12 protein-coding genes are annotated in these 26,752 nt (G+C 59.1%); 9 read left to right on the forward strand and 3 right to left on the reverse strand.

Annotation, left to right across the window (positions count from 1 at the left end; genetic code table 11):
• The first annotated feature begins 168 nt into the window (after nucleotides 1-168).
• The 9 genes from KI231_RS03235 (at nucleotide 169) to KI231_RS03275 (ending at nucleotide 21,821) form a co-directional block, all read left to right on the forward strand.
• Nucleotides 169-840 (forward strand): hypothetical protein, encoded by a 672-nt coding sequence (locus KI231_RS03235; protein WP_213027424.1) that lies wholly within the window; start codon nucleotides 169-171, stop codon nucleotides 838-840.
• A 139-nt stretch (nucleotides 841-979) separates the two neighbouring features.
• The gene (locus KI231_RS03240) at nucleotides 980-1,804 is read left to right on the forward strand and encodes a hypothetical protein (RefSeq protein ID WP_213027425.1); all 825 of its coding nucleotides are present in this window, start codon (nucleotides 980-982) and stop codon (nucleotides 1,802-1,804) included.
• 51 nt (nucleotides 1,805-1,855) lie between these two features.
• Complete coding sequence (locus KI231_RS03245; protein ID WP_213027426.1) at nucleotides 1,856-2,518, forward strand: hypothetical protein; 663 nt, start codon at nucleotides 1,856-1,858, stop codon at nucleotides 2,516-2,518.
• A 148-nt stretch (nucleotides 2,519-2,666) separates the two neighbouring features.
• Nucleotides 2,667-3,965, forward strand: a complete 1,299-nt coding sequence (gene cobG, locus KI231_RS03250; RefSeq protein WP_213027427.1) for a precorrin-3B synthase — start codon at nucleotides 2,667-2,669, stop codon at nucleotides 3,963-3,965.
• Complete coding sequence (locus KI231_RS03255) at nucleotides 3,958-4,584, forward strand: precorrin-8X methylmutase (protein ID WP_213027428.1); 627 nt, start codon at nucleotides 3,958-3,960, stop codon at nucleotides 4,582-4,584. Before cobG ends, KI231_RS03255 begins: the two co-directional genes overlap by 8 nt.
• A complete protein-coding gene (locus KI231_RS03260; protein WP_502937263.1) occupies nucleotides 4,581-5,315 on the forward strand; it encodes a precorrin-2 C(20)-methyltransferase in 735 nt (244 codons plus the stop codon). Before KI231_RS03255 ends, KI231_RS03260 begins: the two co-directional genes overlap by 4 nt.
• On the forward strand, nucleotides 5,315-7,015 hold the full coding sequence (gene cobJ / locus KI231_RS03265) for a precorrin-3B C(17)-methyltransferase (protein ID WP_213027429.1): 1,701 nt from the start codon (nucleotides 5,315-5,317) through the stop codon (nucleotides 7,013-7,015). The genes KI231_RS03260 and cobJ overlap by 1 nt, the downstream gene beginning before the upstream one ends.
• Nucleotides 7,016-7,421: 406 nt before the next feature.
• A complete protein-coding gene (locus KI231_RS03270; RefSeq protein WP_213027430.1) occupies nucleotides 7,422-14,483 on the forward strand; it encodes a TcdA/TcdB pore-forming domain-containing protein in 7,062 nt (2,353 codons plus the stop codon).
• A 279-nt stretch (nucleotides 14,484-14,762) separates the two neighbouring features.
• Nucleotides 14,763-21,821 (forward strand): TcdA/TcdB pore-forming domain-containing protein, encoded by a 7,059-nt coding sequence (locus tag KI231_RS03275; protein ID WP_213027431.1) that lies wholly within the window; start codon nucleotides 14,763-14,765, stop codon nucleotides 21,819-21,821.
• A gap of 78 nt (nucleotides 21,822-21,899) precedes the next feature.
• On the opposite strand, the gene tspR is transcribed toward KI231_RS03275, so the two are convergent.
• The 3 genes from tspR to purD all read right to left on the reverse strand — a co-directional run bounded on the left by tspR (nucleotide 21,900) and on the right by purD (nucleotide 26,731).
• Nucleotides 21,900-22,496: a type III secretion system genes modulator TspR gene (gene tspR / locus KI231_RS03280; RefSeq protein WP_064593220.1), complete on the reverse strand. Its 597-nt coding sequence runs from the start codon at nucleotides 22,494-22,496 to the stop codon at nucleotides 21,900-21,902.
• 62 nt (nucleotides 22,497-22,558) lie between these two features.
• Nucleotides 22,559-25,336 carry a hybrid sensor histidine kinase/response regulator gene (locus KI231_RS03285; RefSeq protein WP_213027432.1) on the reverse strand — a complete coding sequence of 926 codons (2,778 nt, stop codon included), beginning with the start codon at nucleotides 25,334-25,336 and terminating at the stop codon, nucleotides 22,559-22,561.
• Nucleotides 25,337-25,435: 99 nt separating this feature from the next.
• Nucleotides 25,436-26,731 (reverse strand): phosphoribosylamine--glycine ligase, encoded by a 1,296-nt coding sequence (gene purD, locus KI231_RS03290; protein WP_103306128.1) that lies wholly within the window; start codon nucleotides 26,729-26,731, stop codon nucleotides 25,436-25,438.
• Nucleotides 26,732-26,752: the final 21 nt, after the last annotated feature.

Consider the following 26,752-nt stretch of genomic DNA (forward strand, 5'->3'; position numbering starts at 1 on the left):
CGATTTTTAAAGAACTAGCGGAAATCAAATGTTTAGGTTGTTTTTCTAAAGGCTATTTATTTGTTGTTAAGTTGTTGTTGAGTGGCGCGCAACTTTATTAACGGATGTGCGCGCAGTATTAATCGTCAAGTGCCGCCAGGCCAATGAATGTTAAGGAGTAACTTGTATATGAGCACCGTTCAACAACCGTTCAATTCACTCTCTGATGAAAGCAGTTCAACGGTAATGGGCAGTAATGTACTGTCTTTTTTTGCCGGGCTGACGCACGCGGATAAGCAGTTCATCAAGAACAGCATGCGCTGGGCGGAATACCGGGCTGACCAACGCTTTAACAGAAAGCGGTCTTCTGCAGACTGGTTCGAGTTTTACTCAGGCGTCATGTGGTCCGTCGGTTGGGGTCTGGAGCATGCCCCGGTCATTGTCGCAGCTCGTGATTTTTCCGGTGATGTGCTGGAGGTGTGGGCGAATTCATTGTCCACTCAATTAAGCAGGGAAAAGGTCAGCCGGATGAAAGAGACGTTTCAGCGGCTTGAGTACAACCCGGGAGCGATCGAGTTGTTTACCGACAGCACACGCAAGTGGGGCGACTTCCGTTTTTCCCCAGCGCAATACAATTTTCACAAGGAGTTGGAGATTGTGATCAGTAACGTTCGTTTGCTGAGTTCCGAATGGGTATCAACTCATCTGTTCTGGAATCTCCGGCACACGACTTCGCAACTTGATATTCAGTCCCGACGCTTTGTGATCACGCCGCGTCAGATGGATCGATATCGGGATTCATTGGCAGAATCATTGCGTGAAATGCGCATGAAGGAAATAGAACTTTCGGCTGGCGTCTGATTTGCTGAAAATATGGCCGTATTAGTGTTCTGTTTTCTGAAACTAATTGAATGAAATGCAAGTTGCCTGGGCGCTGGATGACGGTTACTTTGCAACTACGCCATGACGGCGTTCTAACTAACTCGAAGGAATCGTATTTATGAATGAAGTTACTGGTCACGTTCTTACCGCTGCGCAACGTATTGCGTTTATCAAGGAGAATAATGAAGTCATTGCTGCGCAATCCCAACCGGTACTGCAACCGCGTGTCGCCAGCTTCGGTGCCGTATTGCCAGTCGACAAGGATGAACTGAACGCCGCCATTATGGGATCGGGTGTTGCGGGTTTTGATGCAAGCATGTCCAAGCGCAGCAAACGGATTGTCAAAAATACCTATATGTATGCGGACCTGAGCGCCCTGCTCAAATTTCCGAACGCCAATCAGAGAGAGCAGCGCTACGCCGAGTTCATGCGAATCATGCAGCTGGCCGGTTGGTTTCCGTTTAGCCAACCCTATAACCGCTACACAGCGTCTTCGCAGAAACTGACCATGGATAACCTGGCGCTGTCTTTGATCCATACAGCGGTGGGTGCGGCAGTCAATCAAGGTCAAGCCGCATTAAAAGTGCTATCGACTGTAGCGGACGCCACTCTGGAAGCTCTCAAGAACGAGCCGGAAGCATTGAAGCTCTTTGAGAAAAACTCGAAAAGAGCCGAAGGTGGCAACTTCTGCATGACCAGTTCGCTGGAGGATGCTGATGGTGAAATCACCATGGCAGTCGCCGCGGTGCAGTACTTCGCCAAGGCTCAGCCCACCAAGGTCCTGTTTGTTGAATGGTCCAGTTCCAGTGTCGAGATCTACAACGGCGCCACCACCATGACTATCGAAGAACAAGACTATCTGGATGTCGAGCCATTGATCATCAAAACACTCGCCGAACAGCGTAAAAAAGCACTGAGCATAGAGTTTGGCAAAGCAGCCTGAATTCAAATAAAGCCAGAGGCGTAAGCCTCTGGTTTTCAGGAGATGGAAAAAATGGACTTTAACTCTGGATATAAACCGTTCATATGTGCGGGCGCTGTTATTTTGGTGGCGAATGACTTGTCGGAATCGAATACCCGCGACATTCTTGATGCGTTGCTTTACGCACAAACCGCTGCCGCTAATAACGTTACGGACTTTTCCCAGGCAGCGTCATGGACCAACGCCCACAAAATCGCGATGAGGGTGACCGGTGCAATGCTGCTGGACGATCCCGATGCAAGTCTTCCTGCCCCGATGCACGAAAGTTTCAGCTTGATCGAGTTGGTGCAAAAGGTTTTACGCAACTGGCCGCTTGGCACAGCTGCGTCGGTATTGGATTCAACAGGGCAGAGTCGGCTTGATCTGCCATTTTCGACACCCGCGATTGAGACGCTTCAACAGCACGTTGTGCATCAGGGCAGATGGGTACGGTTTATGTTCAGCCTCATTTCCGCCGATTTGACCATCACGACGGTGATGATCGCTTTCGAGTTTGATGAGGTCATGGGCGGCAATGTTCTTCAGCACCGATTCAACACAGAAAAAGTACTGGGTAACTTATCTGTAGACGGTTATAGGGCGCAGGCAGATCCGGAGGACTATGAGTTTTCTCGCGCAACAATCATTTCGTTGTTGGGCGAACTTCGCAATGAACACATTATCGCTTTGGCTTAAGGGATTGCTCGTCGCTCAAGCGCTTTCAATTCAACTGCTGTCCGGTCAGTCAGACGATCCGACGGCAGACTTTTCATGCCGTCGGACAAAGCAGGCATAATACCGCGCCTTTCACACGCAACCGGTCAGCCCCTTGAACGAACGCCCGATGTCCACCGCCATACGCCCCTCGGCTTGCCCGGGGTTGCTGCGTATTGTCCAGGCATTGGACGGTGGCATCTGCCGGATCAAACTCAATGGCGGCTCAATCAGCGCCGACCAGGCAGATGCTGTGGCCAATGCCGCCGAGCAATTCGCGGGCGGGGCGATCGAGGCGACTAACCGCGCCAATCTGCAGATTCGCGGGATCGGCGAGCAAAGCAGTGCGCTGATCGACAGCCTGCTCGCCGCCGGGCTTGGGCCACGCAACGCAGCGGGCGACGACGTGCGCAACCTGATGCTCAGCCCGACCGCCGGGATTGACCGGCAGATGCGCTTCGACACCCGCGCACTCGCCGAGCAGATTCTCGACACGCTGCAAAGCCACCCCCGTTTCCACGAGTTGAGCGCCAAGTTCGCTGTGCAACTGGATGGCGGTGAAGCACTGGCGATGCTCGAACACCCGCATGATCTGTGGTTGTCGGCTTTCGAACGCGACGGCGAAGCGTTGCTCGCGTTCGGTCTGGCTGGGTGCCCGACGGATCGTGCGGTCGGCGCCGTGACGCTGGAAAACGCACATGCGCTGGTGGTGGTGGTGCTGGAGTTGTTCCTGGATCTGGCTCGACCCGAGCAGACGCGGATGCGTCATTTGCTCGATGAGTTGCCGATGCTGGCGTTTCTTGAACAACTCAGGACACGCCTGCCGATCAAGGCGAACAGCGGTTGGCAGCGCACCCCGGCAACAGGCGATCTGCATATCGGCGCTCACCAACAAAACGCGGACAACCTTGTTTACGTCGGCGCGGTGCCGCCCCTCGGTCGCCTCGACCCGATCATGCTGCGCGGTGCCGCTCGACTGGCCCGCCAGTTTGGCGACGGCAGCCTGCGCTTCACGCCGTGGCAGAGTCTGTTGCTGCCCAACGTAAAAGCGAGCGATGCCGCTCAATTGCTCGAAAGCCTCAAGAGCCTGAACTTGTTGACCGAGGCCGTTGAGCCCTTGTCGAGAATCATTGCCTGCACCGGCTCAAACGGCTGCGGCAAAGGTCTGGCCGACACCAAGCACGATGCCCGACGACTGGGGACGCTGTTGCCCCAGGCGCAGAGCGTGCACTTGTCCGGTTGCACGCGTTCATGCGCAGCCGCTCACTGTGCCCCGGCGACGTTGCTGGCCGTCAGTGCCGGTCATTACGACCTCTATTTTCGCGATGCAGCGCTGCCGGGTTTCGGCGCGTTGCACGCACGCAATCTTACTATTGAAGCGGCCGCGACCCTGCTCGCCGCCCGCTCCCGGAGCCCCCTTGATGCTTGATTACATCCGCGACGGTCAGGAGATCTATCGCAACTCCTTCGCGATCATTCGCAGCGAGGCCAATCTGGCGCGCATCCCGGCCGATCTGGAAAAACTCGCGGTGCGGGTGATCCACGCCTGCGGCATGGTCGAGGCGGTCGACGGTTTGCAGTTCTCTGAAGGTGCGGGCAAGGCCGGGCGCGATGCGCTGGCCGCCGGTGCACCGATCCTCTGTGATGCGCGCATGGTGTCCGAAGGCGTGACTCGCGCGCGATTGCCGGCGAATAACGAAGTGATTTGTACTTTGCGCGACGAAAGCGTGCCTGAGCTGGCCCGCGAGTTGGGCAACACCCGCTCTGCTGCCGCACTGGAACTGTGGCGTCCGCATCTGGCAGGCAGCGTGGTGGTGATCGGCAATGCGCCGACCGCGCTGTTCTATCTGCTGGAAATGCTTGACGCCGGCGCGCCGAAACCGGCGCTGATCCTCGGCTTCCCCGTGGGCTTCGTCGGTGCCGCCGAATCGAAAGCAGCGCTGGCCGCTGACAGTCGCGGCGTGCCGTTCGTGATCATGCAAGGTCGGCTCGGCGGCAGCGCCATGGCCGCCGCTGCGGTCAACGCCCTCGCCACGGAGATCGAATGATGCAGGCAAAAGGACGTTTGATTGGCCTGGGCGTCGGCCCCGGTGATCCGGAGCTGATTACCGTCAAGGCCCTGCGCCTGCTGCGCGAATCGCCGGTGGTGGCGTACTTCGTCGCCAAGGGTAAAAAGGGCAACGCTTTCGGCATCATCGAAGCACACCTGCAAGACGCGCAAAATCTGCTGCCGCTGGTGTATCCGGTGACCACTGAAGTCCTGCCGGCACCGCTGTCCTATGAGCAGGTCATCAGCGATTTCTACGACGAAGCCGCCGAAACCGTGGCCGCGCATCTGGATGCCGGTCGTGACGTGGCAGTGATCTGTGAGGGTGATCCGTTCTTCTACGGTTCCTACATGTATCTGCATGATCGGCTGGCCAACCGCTACGAAGCGCAAGTGGTGCCGGGTGTGTGCTCGATGCTCGGTGGCGCTTCGGTGCTGGGTGCGCCGCTGGTGTATCGCAATCAGAGTCTGTCGGTGCTCTCTGGCGTGTTGCCCCACGAAGAACTGAAACGTCGTCTGGCCGATGCCGACGCAGCGGTGATCATGAAATTGGGGCGCAATTTCCCCAAGGTGCGTCAGGTGCTGGAAGAACTCGGTCTGGCCGAGCGCGCGCTGTACGTTGAGCGCGCGACCATGGCCAATCAGAAAATTGTGCCGATGGATCAGGTCGAGCCGATGTCGTCGCCGTACTTCTCGCTGATCATTGTGCCCGGCGAACGGTGGCAAGGCTGATGACTGCATCCACTCCTGCCATCGTCATACTCGGCCAAGGCAGCCTGGCCACGGCCCGCCGGATTCAGCAGGTGTACCCGGCCGCGCAGATCCACGGCCTCGCCGGACGGGTTGAAGGCGCCGACTGCATCTATCAGGAATTCGGCGCGACCCTGCGTGAGCTGTATCAGCAGGACACGCCGATCATTGCCCTGTGCGCTGCCGGGATTGTCATTCGGACACTGGCGCCACTGCTGCTGGAAAAAGGCGCCGAACCAGCGGTACTGGCCGTCGCCGAAGACGGCAGCGCTGTGGTGCCACTGCTCGGTGGTCTCGGTGGCGTGAATGTCATGGCGCGGGAAATCGCGGCCGGGCTGCACGTCGCCGCAGCGATCACCACCAGTGGCGAATTGCGTTTTGGCACCTGCCTGCTCAACCCGCCGAGCGGTTATGCGCTGGCCGATCTGGAGCTGGGCAAGCGCTTTGTTTCCGATCTCCTGGCCGGGCACAGTGTGCGCATCGAAGGTGCGGCGCCGTGGCTGGAGCAAGCGCAATTACCGGAAGATCCGCAGGCGCAGCGCTCGATTCATGTTGGCAGCGCCGAGCGTGCAGCGAGTGCCAATGAGTTGCTGATTTACCCGCGCAGTGTCGCGGTGGCGGTGAGCAGCGCAGTGGCGGACCTGCCGAATGCCGTTCGCTCAGCGTTGCAGCAGGCGAAAGTCGCGATGCAGGCTTTGGCCTGTCTGGTGGCGGCCGATACTGAAATGGCTGCGGCGAATCTGCGCGAAGCAGCGCTTGAACTGGGTGTGCCGTTACGCTTTGTCGCGGCACAGGATGGCATCGAGGCACTGGCGCTTGCTGCCGTGCCGGAGGCGCAAGTCGTCACGGCGAACGCCATGGCAATCGCGATCACCGAACAGCCCTTGGACGTCGAGAAAGTCGGCCGCCCACGCGGTCGTCTGGCCGTGATCGGCCTCGGCCCCGGCGCGGCTGAATTGATGGTGCCAGCGGTGAAAGCCGAACTGGCCCGCGCCACCGATGTGCTCGGCTACGAAACCTACGTGCGCATGGCCGGTCCGTTCCGCGACGATCAAGTGCAGCACTGCACCGACAACCGCGAAGAAATGCAGCGCGCCCGCCACGCCTTCAGATTGGCCGCTCAGGGCCGTTCGGTGATTGTCGTATCGTCCGGTGACCCGGGTGTGTTCGCCATGGCGGCGGCGGTGCTCGAAGCACTGCACGAGTCGGATGATCCGGCCTGGCACAGCGTCGATCTGGAAATCCTCCCGGGCGTCTCGGCCTCGCTGGCCACCGCCGCGCAGGCCGGCGCACCGCTGGGCCACGACTTCTGCGTGATGTCGCTGTCGGACAACCTCAAGCCGTGGTCGATCATCGAAAAGCGTCTGGATCTGGCCGCCGAGGCGGATCTGGCGCTGGCGTTCTACAACCCGATCTCCCGCGCCCGCCCATGGCAGCTGGGTCGGGCGCTGGAAATCGTCGCGCAGCACCGCACGCCTGAAACGCCGGTGGTGCTAGGGCGTGACATTGGCCGGCCGGGGCAAACCTTGCGGACCACGACATTGGGCGCGCTGACCCCGGATCAAGTGGACATGCGCACGATGGTGCTGATTGGTTCGTCCACCACCTGCACGTTTCCTCGGGCGACGGGTGGTGACTGGGTCTATACACCGCGTTGGTATGGTGAAAAGCCGAATACCTGATCGCACTTCTCTGCGGCACAGAAGTATTTGTAAGCAACTTCGATTGCGGTGAGATCTGGTCAAGACTTTTGGCTTTAATAATCACTGCAAACAACAAAGCCGCGAACCTCCGGGTTCGCGGCTTTGTGCGTTAATGCAACGGGTAATCTTTGAATGCAATTGTCGCCGGAGTATTCGGCGGAACAGTTTGAATGTCGTCTGATGTTTCGATGGTCATCACTTGAATCGCTTCGCGTTTGAATACGCGGCCCTTGCGCAATAACTTTCCGCCAAAGCGCATGGCTGCATATTCATTCAAGGACGGAAAGTGATGAGAAATTTTGAAAGTCAGACAGAGCACCCCGAGTTTATTTCGCCAGAAGAGTTTTCAGACCTATCCCGGGCAGTGAAGAAGTACGCCAGCTCGATGCAATACGATGCACTTATCCAGCACTACCAGTCATCGATTGAAACGGTCGAGCTGGATGAAAAGCTGTTGGCGGTGAAACTCTTTCAAGAAGTCATGACAGCAATACGCCGTAACCGCAAGACACCCGCGTCAGCATTGATCGATCGGATCAGTACGCGGGTGGAACACTATGTTTCGCGGCTGACCAATACGCTGACGCTGTTGTCCGGGGCCAGTTCACCAGTGCCGAATATCATGCATTTCGTCTGGGTAGGAGGCAGTGAAGTCGGGGTCAATCAGCGCGACTACATGAACATCTGGCGCGAAGTGCTGAAACCGCAGGATTACACCTTCAACCTCTGGTACGACAGTGACGCGCTGCTGGCCTTCGAGATGAACCGGGTCATTCTCGACAGCGCCAGGGTTCATGCGATGGAAACTGGAGGGGATCAAGTCACAAAACCCAGCATCCTGGCCCAAATGATCGAAGACCGCGCCCGCGTCCTCAAGCACCAGATGTTTGCGTATCTCAACCAGCCACAGTGGGCCGGGCGCGCGGACGAAGCGCGGATTGACCTGATGGTGCGCGCCTACGGCAAGGATCGCGCAACGCTCGAAGCCTTTCGCCAGAAGTGTCTGGACACGCACCTGAACATGGTCGGGCCGGACCTGCATTTGCGTGACGTTCGCCACGAATTTGCCGGGCACTTTTTGCAGGATGTCTACCAGCGGGAAGTCGCCATGCGCGGCAATTTCGCGGCGGCCAGTGATGTCGTGCGGTTGCAGGCCGAGTATCTGGAAGGTGGCCGTTACAGCGACATAGACTACTTGCCGCCGCTGGCCGAGAAGTTGGGCGGCGTCGATATAACAGGTTTCCATCCAGACGAACGACTCTGGGTATTGAAACTGTTGCTGGATCACAACCAGGAGTTGATGCCAGGGCGGGACCCCCTTCGGTACAAGAACGAAACAGGCGCAATTCCCGCAGGTCATGAAGAGGCGTTAACCGCGTTTGCACGTAGTAAGCCCGCTCTTCAGGACATTTTCGTTCCCCCACCAGTCAGTCGGGTTCCCCAAGACGCTGTTCGATTGGGTACTGCGTTTAGCGATCCTTCAAGAGGGGAAATGAACGCTCATATGCTGGCGCATCCCGGCGCGGACATGACCCTGTCCATTATGGAAGTCATCCGGTTCAACTATGACTGCCTTTATGAGGTTGACCGCCGGATGGTTGCAACAGGGGCTGATTGGGCAAACGCTCGTCGCGTGGAGGACATCATTGTTGAGGTGCTGGAGGAGAGAAAGTCCCAGGGCATCACACTTTCCCACGCGGATATGCGCTACATGGGGCTCTTGGGTGCTGCAATTCACAAGTACTACTCGGACGGGATTCGCCCCGAAGCGCGCGGCACGATTGTATTGACCGGTCCGTCTGCGGCGAGTGCAGGCGTCGGTAAGTACACCGAAACACATCTATTGCTTGAGCAGTGGGCAGCCGTTCGCAAAGAACTCAAGTTGACTGAAGGCTTTAATTTATCCACAGAGGAAGAAAACATCACCGGCTGGACCGTGAATGATGAGCCCGAGCAATGGCTGAAAAAAGAACAGGAAAAGTGGCAGTCCGGCAAGCTCAAATCCCGTTACGCCGGCAATCTCGCCGAGTTATTGAAAGGACAAACCCTGACCTTCAAACAAGGCTGGCCGGTAATCGAAGGCAAACCGGTGTTGTTGACGGCCGTGCTGCAACAACTGATGGACGACCTCGGCGAACCGTTCATCCGTGCGATGAAGGACAAGTTGAGCGGCGACATCACCTTCGATAAAGCGTTTTCCATAGGTTTCGACAGCCGTCAGCAAATTCTTGCGCAACCCGTCAGTGACCTCCCGGTTTCGCTGGGCGCCGAGTCCACCAGTAACCTCAACGAACTGTTCACCCGCGTTGCTCATGGCTCGCTCGGTGTCGAGCACCTGAGCCCGTTGTTGCGCGTCATGCTGGGGGGCGTGTTCGGCGCCACGAGTCTGGACGCCGAGGGCTTCGGCAAGGTGTGGCAGGAGGTGTCGAACATCGCCCGGGACACCACCGAGGCTGGCGTGTTTGCCCGTTACCACGCCATCGAAACCGCCCTGCGTCAGCGGCAGGCGCCGGCACTTGAGAGCGGCGTTACGCGCCTTGCCCAACCTGACCCACACACCGCGCAAGAGCTCAAGGTGCTCGCGTTGAACGAAGCGCTGACGCTGACCCAATGGCGCGAGCGTATCGGGCAGATAAACAGCACTGCACAGCGCGAATATCACACGCAAATACTCCAGCGCGGCGGGCAGGTACGAGACGTGTTTTTCAAGGCCGGCGCGGTGTCCGCGCGGCAGGTGCCGCAGGATCTGCTGATGCGCACCGGTGGCGATCCGGGTCGTCGCTGCTATCCGCTGGCGTTACTGATGGCCTCGGCATTGGGGCTGGGCGAGTCGGCCGAGCGTGCGCTGATCGGTCGGGTGGCCAATGCCGGCCTGTCGCCGGACGACCCTGATTCGCGGGCATTACTGCTGGCGCTGGATGAGTTGCACGAAGCCACCGCGACCGAGGTGGGTACGCCGCAGGGCGTGCATGGCCTGGAGAGTATCGTGCAGACGCTGGAGGCGAAATCCGCGCCGGCGATACTGCTGCTCAATACCGGTGATCATGCGCTGTTGTTGGCCAAGGTTTTACTCAGGGGTGAGGTTGTCTATCGTTTTTACGATCCCAACTTTGCGATCTTCGGCTTTGCCGGGGTACGCGAGCTGCAATTGGGCATGGAACGCTACTTGGGTGATGGTGACGGAGCGATAGCGCGTCTTTATGGCCTGGGTGAGCTCGACACGGCGCAGTTCAAGGTGACCGAGTTGAATGCGGCGAGGATTGCCGACAAGGTGCTGTCGTCGAACGTGAAGATCGGTCGTTTTCTGCAAAACGGCGTGATCACTGATGCTCAAGGCGCTTCGGTCTGGGAAAAGCAAGCTGTCGGACGCACGCGCTCGCTGGGTGACAACTCGCGCATGGGCGCCAGCCTCGCGCAACTTGATGCCCGCTACTGGGCGCAGGCACTCGATGAGGCGACCACACGGTTGCGCAGCGAGTACAAGCTGGGGCGTGAATACCTGCCCTTGCTGGAGACGGTGGAAAAAGCCCCCGGGGCAGGGTATTCGCTGACCTTGGTCGACGCGCGCCAGCCGAAAAATACCTTCAAGGTCACCACCGTCGATGTGCGCTTCAGCAAGATCAAACAGCACTTGCAGCGCCTGGTAAAAACACTGGCCGGCAGGGACAGCGGCGCGAGCGAAGCCGATGGCGGCAGTCGCTTGAGTTTTGCCTTTGCGATCCAGACGCTGATCACGGAGATGCGCCATCGCGACTACCTGGCCGGCGACGCGCAAGTACCGGCGTTGTCGATCGCCCTGCAAGTGCAGGTCTACGTCAACTATGCCCAACTGGGCTATGGCGTATTGAGTGACACGGCGCAGATCATCGGTTTGGTGCGACAGGTGGCGGCGAGCGAGCAGGCACTGGCGCTGCGTCAGTCGTCTTTGTCTGGACGACTGTTGGGGCGTGTGTCGACGGGGGTTGGGGTCGGATTTTCCCTGGTCAATATCGGTTTCGACATCTATGGACTGAGCGTCGCGCAAAACCAGGAGCAGCGTTCGCGATTCGCTACGCAACTGGCGTTTGATGTCGCGGCATTGGGGCTGGATATTTTCGCCATGGCCGTCGGTGGAGCCGCAGGCGCTGCGGCAACGTTTCTGTCGGTGCCGTTGCTCGGTGTCGGCATTGGTGCGACGGCCATCGCCAGCAACCTCGGGCAGATCAGCGACAAGGCGCAGGCTGTGGGCGCGCATCTGCGCAAGATTCAGGACGCTTACGGGCAAGGCGCTTATACGCGCAAGGATGGTGTGCTGAGTTTCGAGCCGGAGGCTGTGATCACTCATCTCGATTTGCACGGCAATCAGATCCGCTTCGACAGTCAGAAGTTTTACCCAATGACTCGCGGTGGCCTGGAACTGCCGCAGATCGACCCGAGTCCGCAGCGGTTGGGTCAGGCGATCAATATCCGTGAGGCGCTGGAGTTGCCGCAGGTCATCGGCCTGATCCGCCCCTCGCCCGATGAGCTGCACACCGTGGTACTGCCCTGCACGCCGGGCTGTTATTACGCTTATGAGTATCAGGTTGGCACAGCCGGTTACCCGTATCAGCCCAGCGCCGGAGAGTTGGAGCGCGAGCCGCTGACATCAAGTGAGATCAGCTCGCCGGATCTTTTATCGGTTGTTAACCCCGGCGCGTTGATCCAGCACTTGTTGAACCCGCGTATCGAAACCCAATACCCCCATTTGCGTAACAGCGCCGTGGACAAGCTGGAACTCGACAAACAGGGCAATCGACGTTTCTATTTCTTTGCCAATACGCCGATTCCGCACATTCTTTACAAGCTGACGCCGGTCTGCCAGCCGACGAAAATAGTCGTGACACTGGATGCCCTGGTTCGCCAGTTGGTGGTGCCGCAACTGCCACCGGAGTGGCACACATTCATCAGTTACGAAATCACTGCCCGCTCGACGGGAGTGTCTCAGCTCAGGCTGACCCCGGGATTGGTGACCGTTGCACTGAAAGTGGCAGAGCCCGGTCAATGGGCGGTCAACGCACCGTGGGTCAAAGACACGCAGATTCACTTTGAGGGCGACTCCCTGCTGATCGACGGCATACGGCTGGATGGGCGCGTGGACTTTCTCAGTCTGGCCGGTGGCGAGCTGTTTCAGGTTGATCGCACAGGCAAGCGCTTGAGTCTGCTGTCCATCACGGTCGAGGACAACAGCGTGGCGCCGGGCGAAGGCGCCTTTGGGGTGACCCTTGAAGACCGTGGCAGTCTGCCGAAAGCTCTGGCGCGGATCCGTCAACTGGCCAAGGCGCAGCGATTGGCCGCGGCCTACCTTCCGCTGTACAAGTTCAAGGTGCCTTTCACGCCGGCAGCTCAACCGGTGTTCACCACGGCTTACTTCGACACCGCGAATGATCGGGTGCTGTATGCCCGGGATTTGCCGAAGGCGGTCAATGAAGGCCTTCTGCTCGGCGGCGTCAGTGGTCAACACGCCTGGTTCTACCACCCTGACCATCCCACCCTCTGGCGTGTCGACACCGTCACCGGCACGGTCAATCACCGCTATCGGCTGATGAACGCGGACGGCGGTTCAACGATCAGCGCTGTCGAGCAATTCGCTGACGGGCAACTGCGGGTGACGCAACACATCAGCAAAAGGACAACGTTCGGCGCCAACATGACCATGGATTATGTGATCGCCGCCCAGAGCCTGACACTCGTCGGCATCAACACTTGGGAAACCTGGCGCCATGATCGGGTGTTTGCCAATGACGAACAGGACTGGAGCCTGTGGATCGAGCGCTTGCAGCCAGAGCAAACCTTCGATGACGGAACGCCAGCCATGGCTGAGTCGATCAGCACCTGGAAACCCACTCCGTTTGTGAACGGGCGTGTGCATCTGTTCAGCGAATTCCAGTATTCGGTGTGGATTCGTTTGCACGACAACGCGTTCTATCGCGACGACAGTGGTTCGCCCGAACGTGCCATGCTGATGTGGGATCAGGCCGATGCATCAAGCCAGCTGTTTTTCGACAAGCACCGGACAGCGCTGATTCGCAGTTACGGCGACCCGAACGACCCGGGCGGTTTTATCGATGACATTCTCGAGACGGATGTCGTTGAAGTCGCTTCGCTTGGCGGTCGGTACATCGCCACCCGAACGGACGGACGACTGTTCGAAGTCGACCGCGATGCCTCGCTGAAATTCGTCGGTGTCGGCCAGCGCTGGCTCGCCAGCCACCCGGACTGGCTGGCGGTACTTCCCGCGTTGATGAAAACCACGCAAGAGGCGCCGTTTCCGATCATCGGTTTGCGCAATGCATCTGGCAGTGGCGTTCTCGCGGCGTGGTGCGTCGGTGAGCGGCTTCTGTTGGCGGACATCGGCCACGGCAGGGAATTGTCGCTGCTGGGGCTGACCCCTGATCAACAGGCTGCCTGGCTGCTGGATGTTTCGGCGGGGCAACTCTACCGTCAGACGCTGGTCCGGATCGATGCATTGCATTCTGCGTTTGCCGGCGGGCAACTGCTGCGTCCCGAACGCTTGCCAGTGGCACAGAAGGTCTGGGCGCAATGGACGTTTGCCGAGGTGACGGCACACGGACAAGGCCTGCTCGGGTGCACTCGCGATGGGGTGAATCTGCAACTGCTGGATCAGCAGCCCGCGCTTGTCATCGGCGTGGAAAATCAGTGGTCGTATCTTCCGGGGCAAACGCCGACACAGTTGCAGGCACGTTTGAAAACACTGCTGCAGGGCCAAACCCACGCGCCGGTGCTGACCGTGGAAAACGCCGGAAATCGTTACAAATACTACGTGCCGCAACTGGATCGTCTGTTCGACGTCGCCGGGCGTGCGGATGGCCAATGGGCGGTTTTTCTGGGGACGCGCAACGCGTCGGTACCGATGCTCTTCGACCCGGTGGACGGACTGATCTTCAGTCGTGGTGCGGCGCCTGATATCTGGCTTGGGAACAGCTATGCCCAGCGTGAAAAAGAGGTGCTGACCCTGGAAATGAACGGCGTGGTCAGCGATGTCGTGGCGATGCTGCCCGATGGCGTCGACAAGTTGCTACTGACGTTCGGTGCGCAGGCATCGACCTATCGGATCTCGGACGAAGCCTGGCAGCGGCTGGACTGTATCGTGCTCGATCCCCGGCAGCCGGAGGGCGCTGAAGAGTCGGTCATCGGTACGCTGGTTCTGGACATGGCCGACTGCCGACATCTACTGGTGTCGCTGGTCGACGGGCACTTGCTGTTCAGCGATCCGGACAATGCGCACACGCTGATTGTGCGTGACGTCAAACCCGAAGACGGTGCATCGGGCGTGCCGGTGCAAATCAGCATTAACGTCGACGGTCAGTACGAGAGGTTACTGCTGGATCACTGGCTGAATGTTTTGGAACAGCGTCAGGGTAATAATGGGGAGGTCACAATTGCGGCGTTCTTTAATAACGACATTTGACATATAAAGGAGAATTAAAAGTGTAAGGTCGTGAACAATAAGTTCACGGCCTTTTTTATTTTAAATGATGATGAAGTGTGTGCGGGTGCTCAGTATTTGTTGGGGTTCAAGTGGCCTGGGTGCCGGAGTGAAATATAAAGCTCCAAAAAGGCGAAGTTACCGGATTTTGCCGGTGCGAGTTTTTCAAGTGCCGGAAAATAATTGAATCTTTTGCGGTTTGAATTCGCTGTTTTCAATCGTTAGCGTGTCCTCTTTGGTTAATCTGATGAGTTGGAAATTATGCGCAATGTTCAAGGCGTTAATGGTGAAGTCGAATTCGTAAAACTTTTCAAGCTGGCGGATCTTGAAACGGCGCTAGCCGCTCATAAAGGCAACAAAAGTTATGAGGCGATGTTGCGTTATTACTTCGCTTGCGTGGCCGCAACAGATTCGTCGCAACTACCTGAACCGTTGGGATTGTTCCGTCAGACGCTTGAGCAAATGCTCGGCAAGGGGCGGGTCCGCCGCGATGGCGAACTCCCGGCGTCTTCGGCGGCAGGGCAAATCTACGACAAAGTGCAAGGGTTCGAATCACGTGTTCAATCGGGCATTGCGTTGCTGAAAACTCCGACGAGCGCCGTACCCAAAAACCTGCATTTTGCCTGGTTGGGTGGTGGCCTGGGCACCATTCAGTGCGATTACCTCAATATCTGGAAACAGGTGCTGGCGGATCACGGTTACACGTTCAATCTCTGGTACGACAGTGATGCCCTGCTGGCGCATCAAACCAACAAGCTGATTGTCGAAGCCGCCAAGGCCGATGCCTTGGGTCAATTCGCAGGCCAGGATCTTACGCCAACAGAACTGGCTGACCATTACGAGGCACGGGCGATTGTTCTGAAGCAACAAATGTACGCCCACATCAATGCCGCCGTGGCAAACGGCGGCACCGCCGATGATGCGCGAATCGACTTGCTGGTTCGCGCCTATGGCCAGGATGCCGATGCGCTCGAAGCACTCCGTGAACGTAATCGCGGCAGCATGCAGGAAATGGCCAAGGCCGGCTTCAATTTGCGTGATCTGGACACGCGCGAAGTACCGTTGCAACTCCAGGATATCTACGAGCGTGAAATGCGCTTGCGCGGCAATCTTGCGGCGGCATCCGACGTCGTTCGTCTTGAAGCCCTGTATACCGAGAGTGGCAGTTATGCCGATGTGGATAACCTGCCACCCCTGGTGGAAAAAATGGGCGGTGTCGATGTTCAGGCAATGGGGACGAGTGAGCGCCTCGGCGTCTTGCAGTTGTTGCTGAATGAAAACCCTGGCTGGATGCCGGGGCGTAAAAGCTCCGAAGGTCACTTGATGCGCATTCCGGAAGAGCATTTGCCGGCGCTGCGGACATTCGCGAAAAGTTCTCCTGCACTGAGTCAGGTGTTTCAGGCACCGACCGATTTGCAGGCCCGCCCGTTCATGCTGCGTGCCGTATCCGAAGGCCAGAAGATCAATAACGCGTTCCTGATGGCTCACGCCGGGTCCGCCACGTTGCAAACGGTTATTCAACGTATCCGGTTCAACTATCAACTGATCGATGCCACGATGCTGCTGGCGACGCAGCGCGGTATCGCATTGACCGATGGTCAAACCAGGTGGAAGCTGGCCGAGTCTATTCTGGAGAAATTCTACGGTTCACTGGGCGCACTGCCGGATATTCAGGAGATTCCTGCAAGATTTCTGGCATTTTCCGCCGCAACTTACTTCAGTGATGGCATCCGTCCTGGCAGCGAGGGCACCATCTATCTGACCGGCCCCGGTGCGGTCATTGATGGCATGGCCGATTACGCCATGGTGCATTTCAGTGATTCGCAGGCCGCCATGATCAACGCAGAGTCGGCCATTGCCCGTTATGCCTCGGTCAACCGGTCCACCGAAGAGGAACTGGATCACTCCTGGAAAGACAACACGGAAAACGACGCGGACTGGCTGAAAATAGAGAAGGAAAGCTGGAGCGCCGGCGATTATACGACCCGCTACAACGGTGATCTCGGCGAATTGCTCAAGGGCTCGACCCTTGAGTTTGAACACGGCTGGCCATTGATCGAAGGACGCGCGGTGTTGCTCACTGATGTCTTGCAGCGCCTGGTCGACGGACTTGGCGAACCCTTCATCAACGCGATGCGCGAAGGGCATAACGGTGCAATCACCTTTGAGCAACCGCTGCCGCTGAGCTTCGCCGATCGTCAGTCGATCAAGCAGCAACCTGCCAGTGCACGGCCTCCAGTGTTTCCAAGCGATGCAAAATTCCAGACGCTGGGGCCGGACGAAGTGCTGGCCGGGCTGGGACATGGAGAACTGGACGTTGTCCAGACGACTCCGCTGCAGCGTCTGGCACTGGGCGCGTTGTTGGGGATGGATTCACTGCATAACCAGAACTTCGCGACATTCAGCGGTGCTCTGGATAACCTCGCCAACGGTGTTCGCGACCTCGGCGCATCGAGTCGTTACGCGGCTATCGAGCGACATCTTTATCAACGCAAGGACTCTGCCTTTCTTCACGGTCTGGCCGCTGACGTCATCGACGCTTCAACGTCATCGACCAGCGCGCTGGAGCTGAAGAAGGGCGCGCTGACGAAGGCACATACCCTGCAACAGTGGGGCCGTTATGTGGCGCAGATCCAGCAGGTCGCCACCCTCGAGCATCGCTTGCAGATCGGTGAGCGGGTGGATCAGGTCTTTGCTCAGATGAATGCCAGCAGCGTCCAGCCGGTACCGCAGGATTTGATGCGCAACGGTCTCGGCGAGACCATCGGCGCGCGCTGCTACCCCTTGGCGTTGATGATGAGCGCCGCCCTGACCCAAGGCGAGACGGCGTCCCATCGTCTGCGCGAACGTTGTTATCTGGCCATTCTCGAGCCGCAGCAGAGTGATTCGATTGCCTTTGTAGAAGCGTTGGAAGAAATGCGAGGAACACCACTGGGCGAGGTCGGCACGTCCTTGAGTCGGGGTGATCTGGCGCAGATCACCACTGCGCTGGAAAACCACGCGACCAACCGTACGCTGATGCTCAACTCTGACAATCATTCGATGCTGGTGGCAAAAACGGTGGTGGACAAGGTCAGCACCTATCACTTTTATGACCCTAATTTCGGCGTCTTCGAGTTCACCGATCCCGTCATGTTCAAGACGGCGCTCGAGCATTTTCTGCTGAAGATGGGCATGGCGAAATACTATGCCGCGTACGGTGCCGATACCCGGCCGACCTTCGATCTGGTCGAACTGGACGGTGAACGAATAGCGGCCTTGCCGCTGTCGGCCGGGTATGAAGTGGCCAAAGTCCTGACAGCGGACCCGTTGCCGGGACAACCGGCACAAAAGCTGCGCCAGCGTTTGAATAGCGCACATGGGCGGTCGTTGGCCGACAATGCGCATCTGGGGCGAAGCCTGCTGGGGCTGGACAGCCATTGGTGGGGCCAGCAAATGGCTGAGGCGACGACGGCTCTGCAAGAGCTGCATCCTTCGGCAAGCACGCTGGTGCCGTTGTTCGACACCCTTGAGGTCACGCCCGAAGGCAAGTATCGACTGAGCCTGATTGATCCGTCGAAGCCTGAACACGTGGTTGAAGTGCTCAGCGAAGACCATCGACTGCTGCGGATCAAGACCTGGTTGTCCGAGCAGTTTTCCAATCTGGCGCGCAAACCGCAGCCGACGACGGGCGTGATCGATCCGACCGAAGCCGGCAGCGTGCATACCCTTAATGCCGGTTTCACCATTCAAGCGTTGATGAACGCGTTGCGCAGCCGCGAAGGCGAGGGCCGCACGCTGACCACAGCCGTGCGCCTGCACGCTTACGTCAACTATGCACAGTTGGTGCATGGCAACGTGGTGGACGTAGTCGGACTGATTCGTCTGGTGCGCACGGCACTCAATGAAGAAAAGGTTATCGCTCGCATCGTGGCGCCGGTGGTCAGCGAAGCGCTGGGCCACGCCGCCAATGAGGGTGTCGGCGCTGTGCTGGGGCTGGCCAACGTCGGCTTTGATATCTATCAGTTGGCGACTGCCGAGGACGATGTCGAAAAGGCTCAGTTCGGCACTCAATTGGCTTTTGACTCGGCCAGCCTGGCATTGACAGGGGCGGGTGTGGGTGCGGCATTGACCGGAGCCTCGACGGCGGCGGCGGTTTTGGGCGGGGTCGGCGTGATCGTCGGCGGCCTTGCTGTCGGTGTCGCGGCACTCGCTCAGGGCTTTGCCGGCATTGCGCGTGATGCGCAGGCCGTCGGCAAATTCTTCGCTGACCTGGAGCACGCTTATCGCGGAGTCGGATACCGCTTCGATGCCACTCTTGGGGTCTGGACTGTGCAGCCTTCGCTGCTGGTCAAACGCATTGATCTGGGCAAGGGCAAATTGCACCTCGACAGCCCAAAGCTGTACCCGTTACGTGACCACTTCGGTGTACCGGACTACGACGTCGACTATGCCCGGGCGATTGATATCCGCCAGCAGTTGCACCTGCCGGGAGAGATCGCCTTTACGCCATCCGCCGGGCAGACCATCGTGCTGCCGTGCACACCGCAGACTTGCTACGGCTACGAGTACAAGGCGTTGCCGTTTGCCAACTGGCGCCACGACAGTGGATTCGATACGGCTCGGCGTCTGGAAAAAATTCAGGCGGACGGTACATGGCTGTTCCGGTTTTCGTTTTATTCGTTTCCTTCCGATTACATCGTGCAGCGACTGTTTGCCGATTATCGCGAGACCACCCTCGAAGTGCAGTTGGACGCGGTCGAACGCACGCTCGTGGTGCCGTCGCTGCCAAGTGCCTGGAAAGGCAAAGTCTCCTACAAAATTTCCAGCGCCGGGGCGTCCTGCACACTGGTGCTCAATCGCGGCGCCAACGTCGAGTTGCAGTCGCCGAGTCTGAAAAGTTGCCGCTGGGTGCTGGAGGCGGGCTGGGCCGGTGAAGCGGATATCCGCATCGAACGGGGTGATCTGTACATCGGCGATGTTCACGTGAAATTGTCCGGTCATGGGGCTCATGCCGTGCTGATCCGCACGGCCGGTCAGCAACTGTTTTACGTTGATCAGGTCAAGCGTCAGCTGGACATCCTCGAACAGAGTGCGCCCGCCGGGCTCGATGAGCAGGCGTTGCTCGAGCACTACAAAGCGTTGGCTGGCGAGCATCGTCTGCTGCTGCCCTACACACCGATTCATGACTGGCTGATCCCGTTCGAATCACCGCAGCAGCCCCGTCACGTCACAGCCTGGTATGACGCCCACGAAGAGCGCTTTCTGTACATCCGCACCGAGGACGCCGGGGACACCGAGGAGGCGCAACTGGCGCTGGTCGCCGGTGGCTATGCGTACTTCTGCGTAACGGACAGCTACGACATCTGGCAGGTGGATGCACTCAGCGGCCTGCTCAAGTATCGATACCGTCTACTGCTCGCCGAGGGCGACAGCACGATTGGCAAGTTCCAGACCGATGCCCACGGCGTGATTCATTTTGTGCAAACCGTCAGCGATGTCGATGGCCCGCGCGAGTTGAGTTATCTGATCCATGACGGTCAGTTGCTGCTCAGTTCGGTGACTTACGATCTGCACCGTGAGCTGCAGTCCATCGCGTTTGCCAGTGATACGCTGGCCGACTGGTCATTGTTATTGGGCCAGTATCTGACCGCCCCTGTGTTACCCGAGAAGGAAGAGTTCACGGTGGTGGACTGGCAGCCGGCGGCCTATGTTTCGGTCAGTTGGGCATTCGCTACGGACAAGCGCGACCTGGTATGGATCCGCAGTGCAGATCGACTGCTGATCCATCCACAGCCGCTGGCTCGTCATGCTCGCGGTTGGAAAAATTCGATCAGGAACCTCAACGATCTGGTACTGATGCCGATGCCGGACGACGCTGATGTGTTCTTCGTTTACAACCGGATCGACCAGACCCTGTGCCGCCAGCAGCGAGCCGTTACGCAGGGCCAGGCGCAATGGTCCAACCGCTGGATCGAGCCCGAAGGGTTGACGCAGGTGGTGGCCGTCGACGGGGGGTATCTGGTAATCGACGATGCTGGACGCTTCTTCAATCTGACCGTCCAGGGCGATCTGCTCTTGGGCGGCCTCGGTGAACAATGGCTCAAGGATCGGTCGCAATGGTGGCTGGCGCTGGCGTCGGTCGCCAAGCGCTATCCAGTCGACAGTTTCGCCATTGTCGGGTTACGCAACGTCGCCGGTAACGGCAACCTCAACGCCTGGTTTGTGAATGACCGCCTACTGTTGTGTGACCTGGGGCGCGACCAGGAAGTGCGCCTGCTGGGCCTGACGCCGGATAACAAGGCCGGTTGGCTGTTCAATCTGTCCAGTGGCGAGATCTGGAGCCAGGAACTGATTGAGCCGCAGAACCTCGACCGTGCTTTCGGCAAGGGTTCGCAGCTGTTAGAGGCAGACGCACTGCCGACTCCGAGCCAGGAGTGGGCCGAGTGGCAGTTTGCTGAAGTGCGTGTTGATGGCTCCGGGTTATATGGCACAACACGCGAGGGCGTGTCGATGAAGCTGCGCTATCAGGCGCCGGAGGTGGTCTGTGCGGTCAATCGGCACTGGGTGATGTCGCAGGACGGCCCTCTGGTCGCACGGTTGCAAGGGTTGTTGAACGACGTGGATCACGAAGATTTCGTTTCCGTCGAATCCGCGCCTGACAACCTGCAATGGTATGACGTGCAAAGCGCCAGGCTGCTGCACATCACCAGTAACACCCTGCCCACTGACTTCGCGTTGCTCGGCACGCAAAACCCGTCACAGAGCGAGGCGCCAACCAAGGTGTTGCTGCACCAGCCTCGGGACGGCACGGTGCAGGTTTACCCGGGTATGCACAGCCTCGGGAAGTTCGACTACCTGGAGCGCGATGCTCACGTGGTGACCGTGGCGGGGCAGAACAGGCTGGATGATCTGCTGCCGTTAATTCCCGATGACGTCAACACGATGGTGCTGCGGCTGGGACAGGGTAACGTCACCTGCAAGCTGTCGAAGGCCGCCTGGTTGCGGCTCGACTCGCTGATCATCGACTGCCGGCATGCGTTGGGTGAAGTGCCGGCGGTGCCGGGCAAGCTGATCTGGGATTTTGATTCGCCGGAAAAACTGCTGTTCGAGATCATCGGGGATCATCTGCTGATCGTTGACCCGGACAGTGAGCACAGCCTGATCTTTCGAGATGTCTGTGCCGCTGACGTGACGTTGCGTGGCGAGGTCTTCCTCGCGTTCAAAAAACAGCAATCCCATGCCATATCGACATGGGTGCAGCGCTTGCAGGCCGGCAACGTGCGCACGAAAAACGTGACGTTGCAGGCGCTGATGGCAGAGCCGGCGAGCGCCGGTTAAGTCAGGCCGACAGCAAAACGCCGCGAATGATAGCGTTCGCGGCGTTTTGCTGTGCGGTCATTACCCCGGCGTCAGCTCTCAGGGCACCAGATAGCCTTTGACCCCGGTGAAGATGATCTGCGCCGCCAGGGCGCAGACAAACAATCCCATCAGACGGCTGACAATCTGCAAGCCCTGATCACCGAGAATCCGCTCGATGCGGTTCGACAGATACAGCACCACGCCGACCGTGAAACTGGCCAGGGCAATACTCATGATCGCCGTGAGTTTGTCGTCCCAGTGCGGCTGGCTGACGCCCATCACCAGCAGCGCACCGATGGTGCCGGGGCCGACGGTCAGCGGAATGGTCAGCGGCACGATGGTCACGTCTTGCTGCACATTGTCGGTTTGCACCACTGACTTGCCTTGGGCCATGCCCAGCGCCGAAATGAACAGCACGCTGCCGGCGCCGATCCGGAAGGCATCCACTGTGATGCCGAACACATCGAAAATCACCCGCCCGAACAGATACAGCAGGACGCTGGAGACCAGGGTGGCGATGGCTACTTTCCAGGCCAGGCGTCGTTGCTCCTTGCGCGAATAACCCCGGGTCAGGCTGATAAAGCAGGACAACACGAAGAACGGGCTGTAGAGCACCAGCATCTTCAGGTAAACGCTGAATAACACGTGGAGCATTGGGCAAGCTCACTGGCGAGGGAAGTCGAGGGAGTCTATCAGGCGCCAAACAGTCTGTCGGCTCAGGACGGTAGTGGGGTGGCCCGGTTCTGCTGATCACGCTGGGCAACCCAGTGCTCGATCAATTCGCGCAACTGCGACAGCTCGACGGGTTTGGACATGTGCCCATCCATCCCCGCTTGTCGCGCGCGCTCCTTGTGCTCGGCGAGGATGTGCGCCGTCAGCGCGACGATCGGCGTGCGGATCCGTTGGTTGCTGACTTCCCACGCACGCAATTGCTGGGTCGCGGAGAAACCGTCCAATACCGGCATTTCACAATCCATCAACACCAGATCGTAACGCTGGGCTTTCATCGCTTGCAGCGCTTCTTCGCCGTTGCTGGCGGTATCCGGTTGCAGGTTGAGTTTGCCGAGCATGCCGCGAATCACTTTGGTGGAAATCGTATTGTCTTCGGCGACGAGGATGCGGAAGTCGCTGGGCACTTTCGCCGCTGTGGCCGGGGTGACCACTTGTGGCTGAAACACTACCTGGCCTTTGTTGCGCTGGTTGAGTTCGTCCGCCAGGGTGGTCTTGAGGGTGTAGCCGGCCACCGGTTTGGCAAGGATGCGTTTGATCCCCGAATTGCGCGCAATGATCTTGCTCGGCGCGTTGCTGATGCCGGTGAGCATGATCAGCAGAATGTCGTGGTTCAGGCTCGGGTCTTCCTTGATCTTGGCCGCCAGTTGCATGCCGGTCATACCGGGCATGTTCTGATCGAGCAGGACCACATCAAAGTAATCGCGCAGGTGCGCCTTGGTACGCAGCAACGCCAGCGCTTCCTTGCCCGATGGCACGGCGCTGACGTTGAGGCCCCAGGCGCTGCATTGCTGCACGAGGACTTTGCGGCAGGTATCGTTGTCGTCGACCACCAGCACCCGTGCGCCTTGCAGCGGACTGTCGAGATCGGACGTTGGATGTTCGAGGCGGTCAGGGTCCAGCGGCAGGGTCAACCACAGGGTGCTGCCCTGATTGGTGCCGCTCTTGATGCCGAATTCACCTTGCATCAAACGGATCAGTTGCCGCGCGATCACCAGCCCCAGATTGCCGCCCAGACGATTGGCCGAGAGGAAGTGTTTGCTGTGCAGTTCGGCGTGCATCAGCGCGTCGCGCTCTTCTTGCTCCATCGGTGCGCCACTGTCCTGCACGGCGATGCGCAGTCGCGGTTTGCTGCTGCGCTCGTCGAGGGCGACAACGATCAGCACTTCGCCTTCTTCGGTTTTCTTCAGGGCATTTTCCAACAGGCTCAGCAGGGTCTGGCGCAGACGCGTCGGATCGCCGCTGATCACCCGTGGCACTTGCGGCTGAATGAAGCTGATCAGCTCGACATTCTGTTGTTCGGCCTTGGCGCGGTAGATGCTCAGGCAATCGTCGATCAAGGCGTTGAGGTCGAACTGCACGTCGTCGAGTTCGATCTGCCCGGATTCGAGCTTGGAGATGTCGAGGATCTCGTTGATCAGGGTCAGCAGTTCGTTGCCGGCGCTGTGGATGGTCTGCACGTAGTCACGTTGTTTGACTGACAGCGGCGTACCCAGCAGCAGTTCGGTCATGCCCAGCACACCGTTCATCGGGGTGCGGATCTCATGGCTGATCTTGGCGAGGAACTCGGCCTTGGCATTGATCTCGGCATTGCTGGCGGCGAGGTCGCGGCTGATGCTGAAGCGGCTTTCGGTGATGCTGCGCTGACGCTCGCCCAGCGCAATGCTCATCAGCAGGCCACTGACGCAGATGAACGCCATCAACGTCATGATCAAGCCTTGCGGTGCGACCAGCGTCAGACCCAGCAGCGCCGGAAGAATGATCAGCGTACCGATGTTGAACACCACCATCGCGGCCACGAACAGGCGTGCCGGGCGGTAGCCTTTCTGCCAGTGATAGGAGGCGACCAGCAACATGCTCAGGCCGGCCAGCGCCACCAGCGCGTAAGTGATGATGTTCAGCGGCAGGGTGTTGACGAACAACAGCAGCAAGCTACAGGTCACGATGAACAAGATGTCGCCCAGCAGCAGTTTGTTCAGCGGGTGCGGGCCGAGCGGAGCGAAGAAGCGCAAGGCAAACATCAACCCGGCCGGGGCGGTCAGCAGCAAGGCCAGATAGGCGCCCGGGGTCTGGATCGCGTGCCAGTTCGGCAGCCACGGGCCGGCGAGGTTGAGCAACAACAACAGACTGAGGCCCAGCAGGCCTTCGCACACCGCCAGCCACAGGCTGCTGCGCGAACGGGAATAGGCGTAACGCACCAGATTATGCAGCAGCAGCATGCCGAGACAGCCGAACAGCAAACCGAAGATCAGCGTCTGATTATGATTGGCCGCGCTCATCACCGCCGATTGCAGGGTGATGTGCGGGCGCAACTGATGGTCGGAAACCATCCGCAGATAAACGTCGAGGGGTTTGTCGCTTTGCGGCAGCGGCAGCATGAAGTCGCTGCTCGGCAACGGCCGTTCGGCCTGGGGCTGGTCGGTGCCGGTGTTGCGTTGCTCGATCAGCTGGTCGCCGTCGAGTACGTACAGATTGAGGTGTGACAGGTCGGGGGCGAAGACGCGCAGCACTTGTTCGTGCTTGCCCGGCGCCAGCCGGAAGCGCAGCCACAAGGCGCCATCGGGCTCGGCCGCGGTGAGGCGGTCAAGGTCGATGGGGCTGAATTGATTGGTGTAGCGAGCGGAACGGATGTCGCTTAATTGCAGATTGCCCTGATCATCAAGCAATACCGACCAGCCACTGCCTTGCGCGGCCTGGGCCGGAAGCATGCAGAGCAAGGTCAGCAGCGTGACGGTGAAGCTTATGGCAATCCTGAGCCAGCGCACGGCGAAATCCCTTCGTAGGTTGATGCCAGAATATAACGATGCGCGACGGCGGAACAGCCCGGCGAGGAAGGGCATCCTTCGCCGGACTTGGTGTGCAGCTTATTCCTGGGTTTCGCCACGTTCACGGGCAATGGCGCGGTAGCCAATGTCCTTGCGATAGAAGCAGCCTTCCCAGTCGATGGCCGCTGCCAGCTTGTACGCCTGCTGTTGCGCGTCGCTGACGCTGGCGCCCATGGCAGTGGCGCAAAGCACGCGGCCACCGGCGGTGACAACCTGACCGTCCTTCAGCGCAGTGCCGGCGTGGAAGACTTTGCCTTCCAGGCTGGCCGCAGCCTCCAGACCATTGATCGCCGCGCCTTTGGCGTAGTCGCCCGGGTAGCCGCCAGCGGCCAGCACGATGCCGACGCTTGGACGCGGATCCCACTGCGCTTCAACCTTGTCCAGCGCCTGCGCCAGTGCAGCTTCAACCAGCAGCACCAGGCTCGATTGCAGGCGCAGCATCACCGGTTGGGTTTCCGGGTCACCGAAACGGCAGTTGAACTCGATGACTTTCGGGTTACCGGCCTTGTCGATCATCAGACCTGCGTAGAGGAAGCCGGTGTAGACGTTGCCTTCTTCAGCCATGCCGCGCACGGTCGGCCAGATCACCAGATCCATCACGCGTTTGTGCACGTCGGCGGTGACCACCGGGGCAGGGGAGTAAGCACCCATGCCGCCAGTGTTCGGGCCGCTGTCGCCGTCGCCAACACGTTTGTGGTCCTGGCTGGTGGCCATCGGCAGAACGTTTTTGCCGTCGACCATGACGATGAATGAAGCTTCTTCACCGTCGAGGAACTCTTCGATCACCACACGCGAACCGGCGTCACCGAAAGCGTTGCCGGCGAGCATGTCGCGTACCGCGTCTTCGGCTTCAGTCAGGGTCATGGCGACGATCACGCCTTTACCGGCAGCCAGGCCGTCGGCCTTGATCACGATCGGCGCGCCTTTTTCACGCAGATAAGCCAGGGCCGGCTCGATCTCGGTGAAGTTCTGGTAGTCGGCGGTCGGGATCTTGTGGCGTGCGAGGAAGTCTTTGGTGAAGGCTTTCGAGCCTTCCAGCTGCGCAGCACCGGCGGTCGGGCCGAAGCAGTCCAGGCCACGGGAGCGGAACAGATCAACGACGCCAGCGACCAGCGGCACTTCCGGGCCGACGATGGTCAGGGAAACGTTTTTCTCGGCGAAGTCTGCGAGCTGCTCGAGGGCCAGCACGTCGATGGCGACGTTCTCGCACTTGGCTTCAATCGCAGTACCGGCGTTGCCCGGCGCGACAAAAACCTTCTGCACGCGCGGATCCTGAGCCACTTTCCAGGCCAGGGCGTGTTCACGGCCACCGCTGCCAATGATCAAAACATTCATTTCAAAAACCTCGGATGACGC

Origin of the sequence: Pseudomonas sp. Seg1 (assembly GCF_018326005.1) — a bacterium.
Taxonomy (GTDB): domain Bacteria; phylum Pseudomonadota; class Gammaproteobacteria; order Pseudomonadales; family Pseudomonadaceae; genus Aquipseudomonas.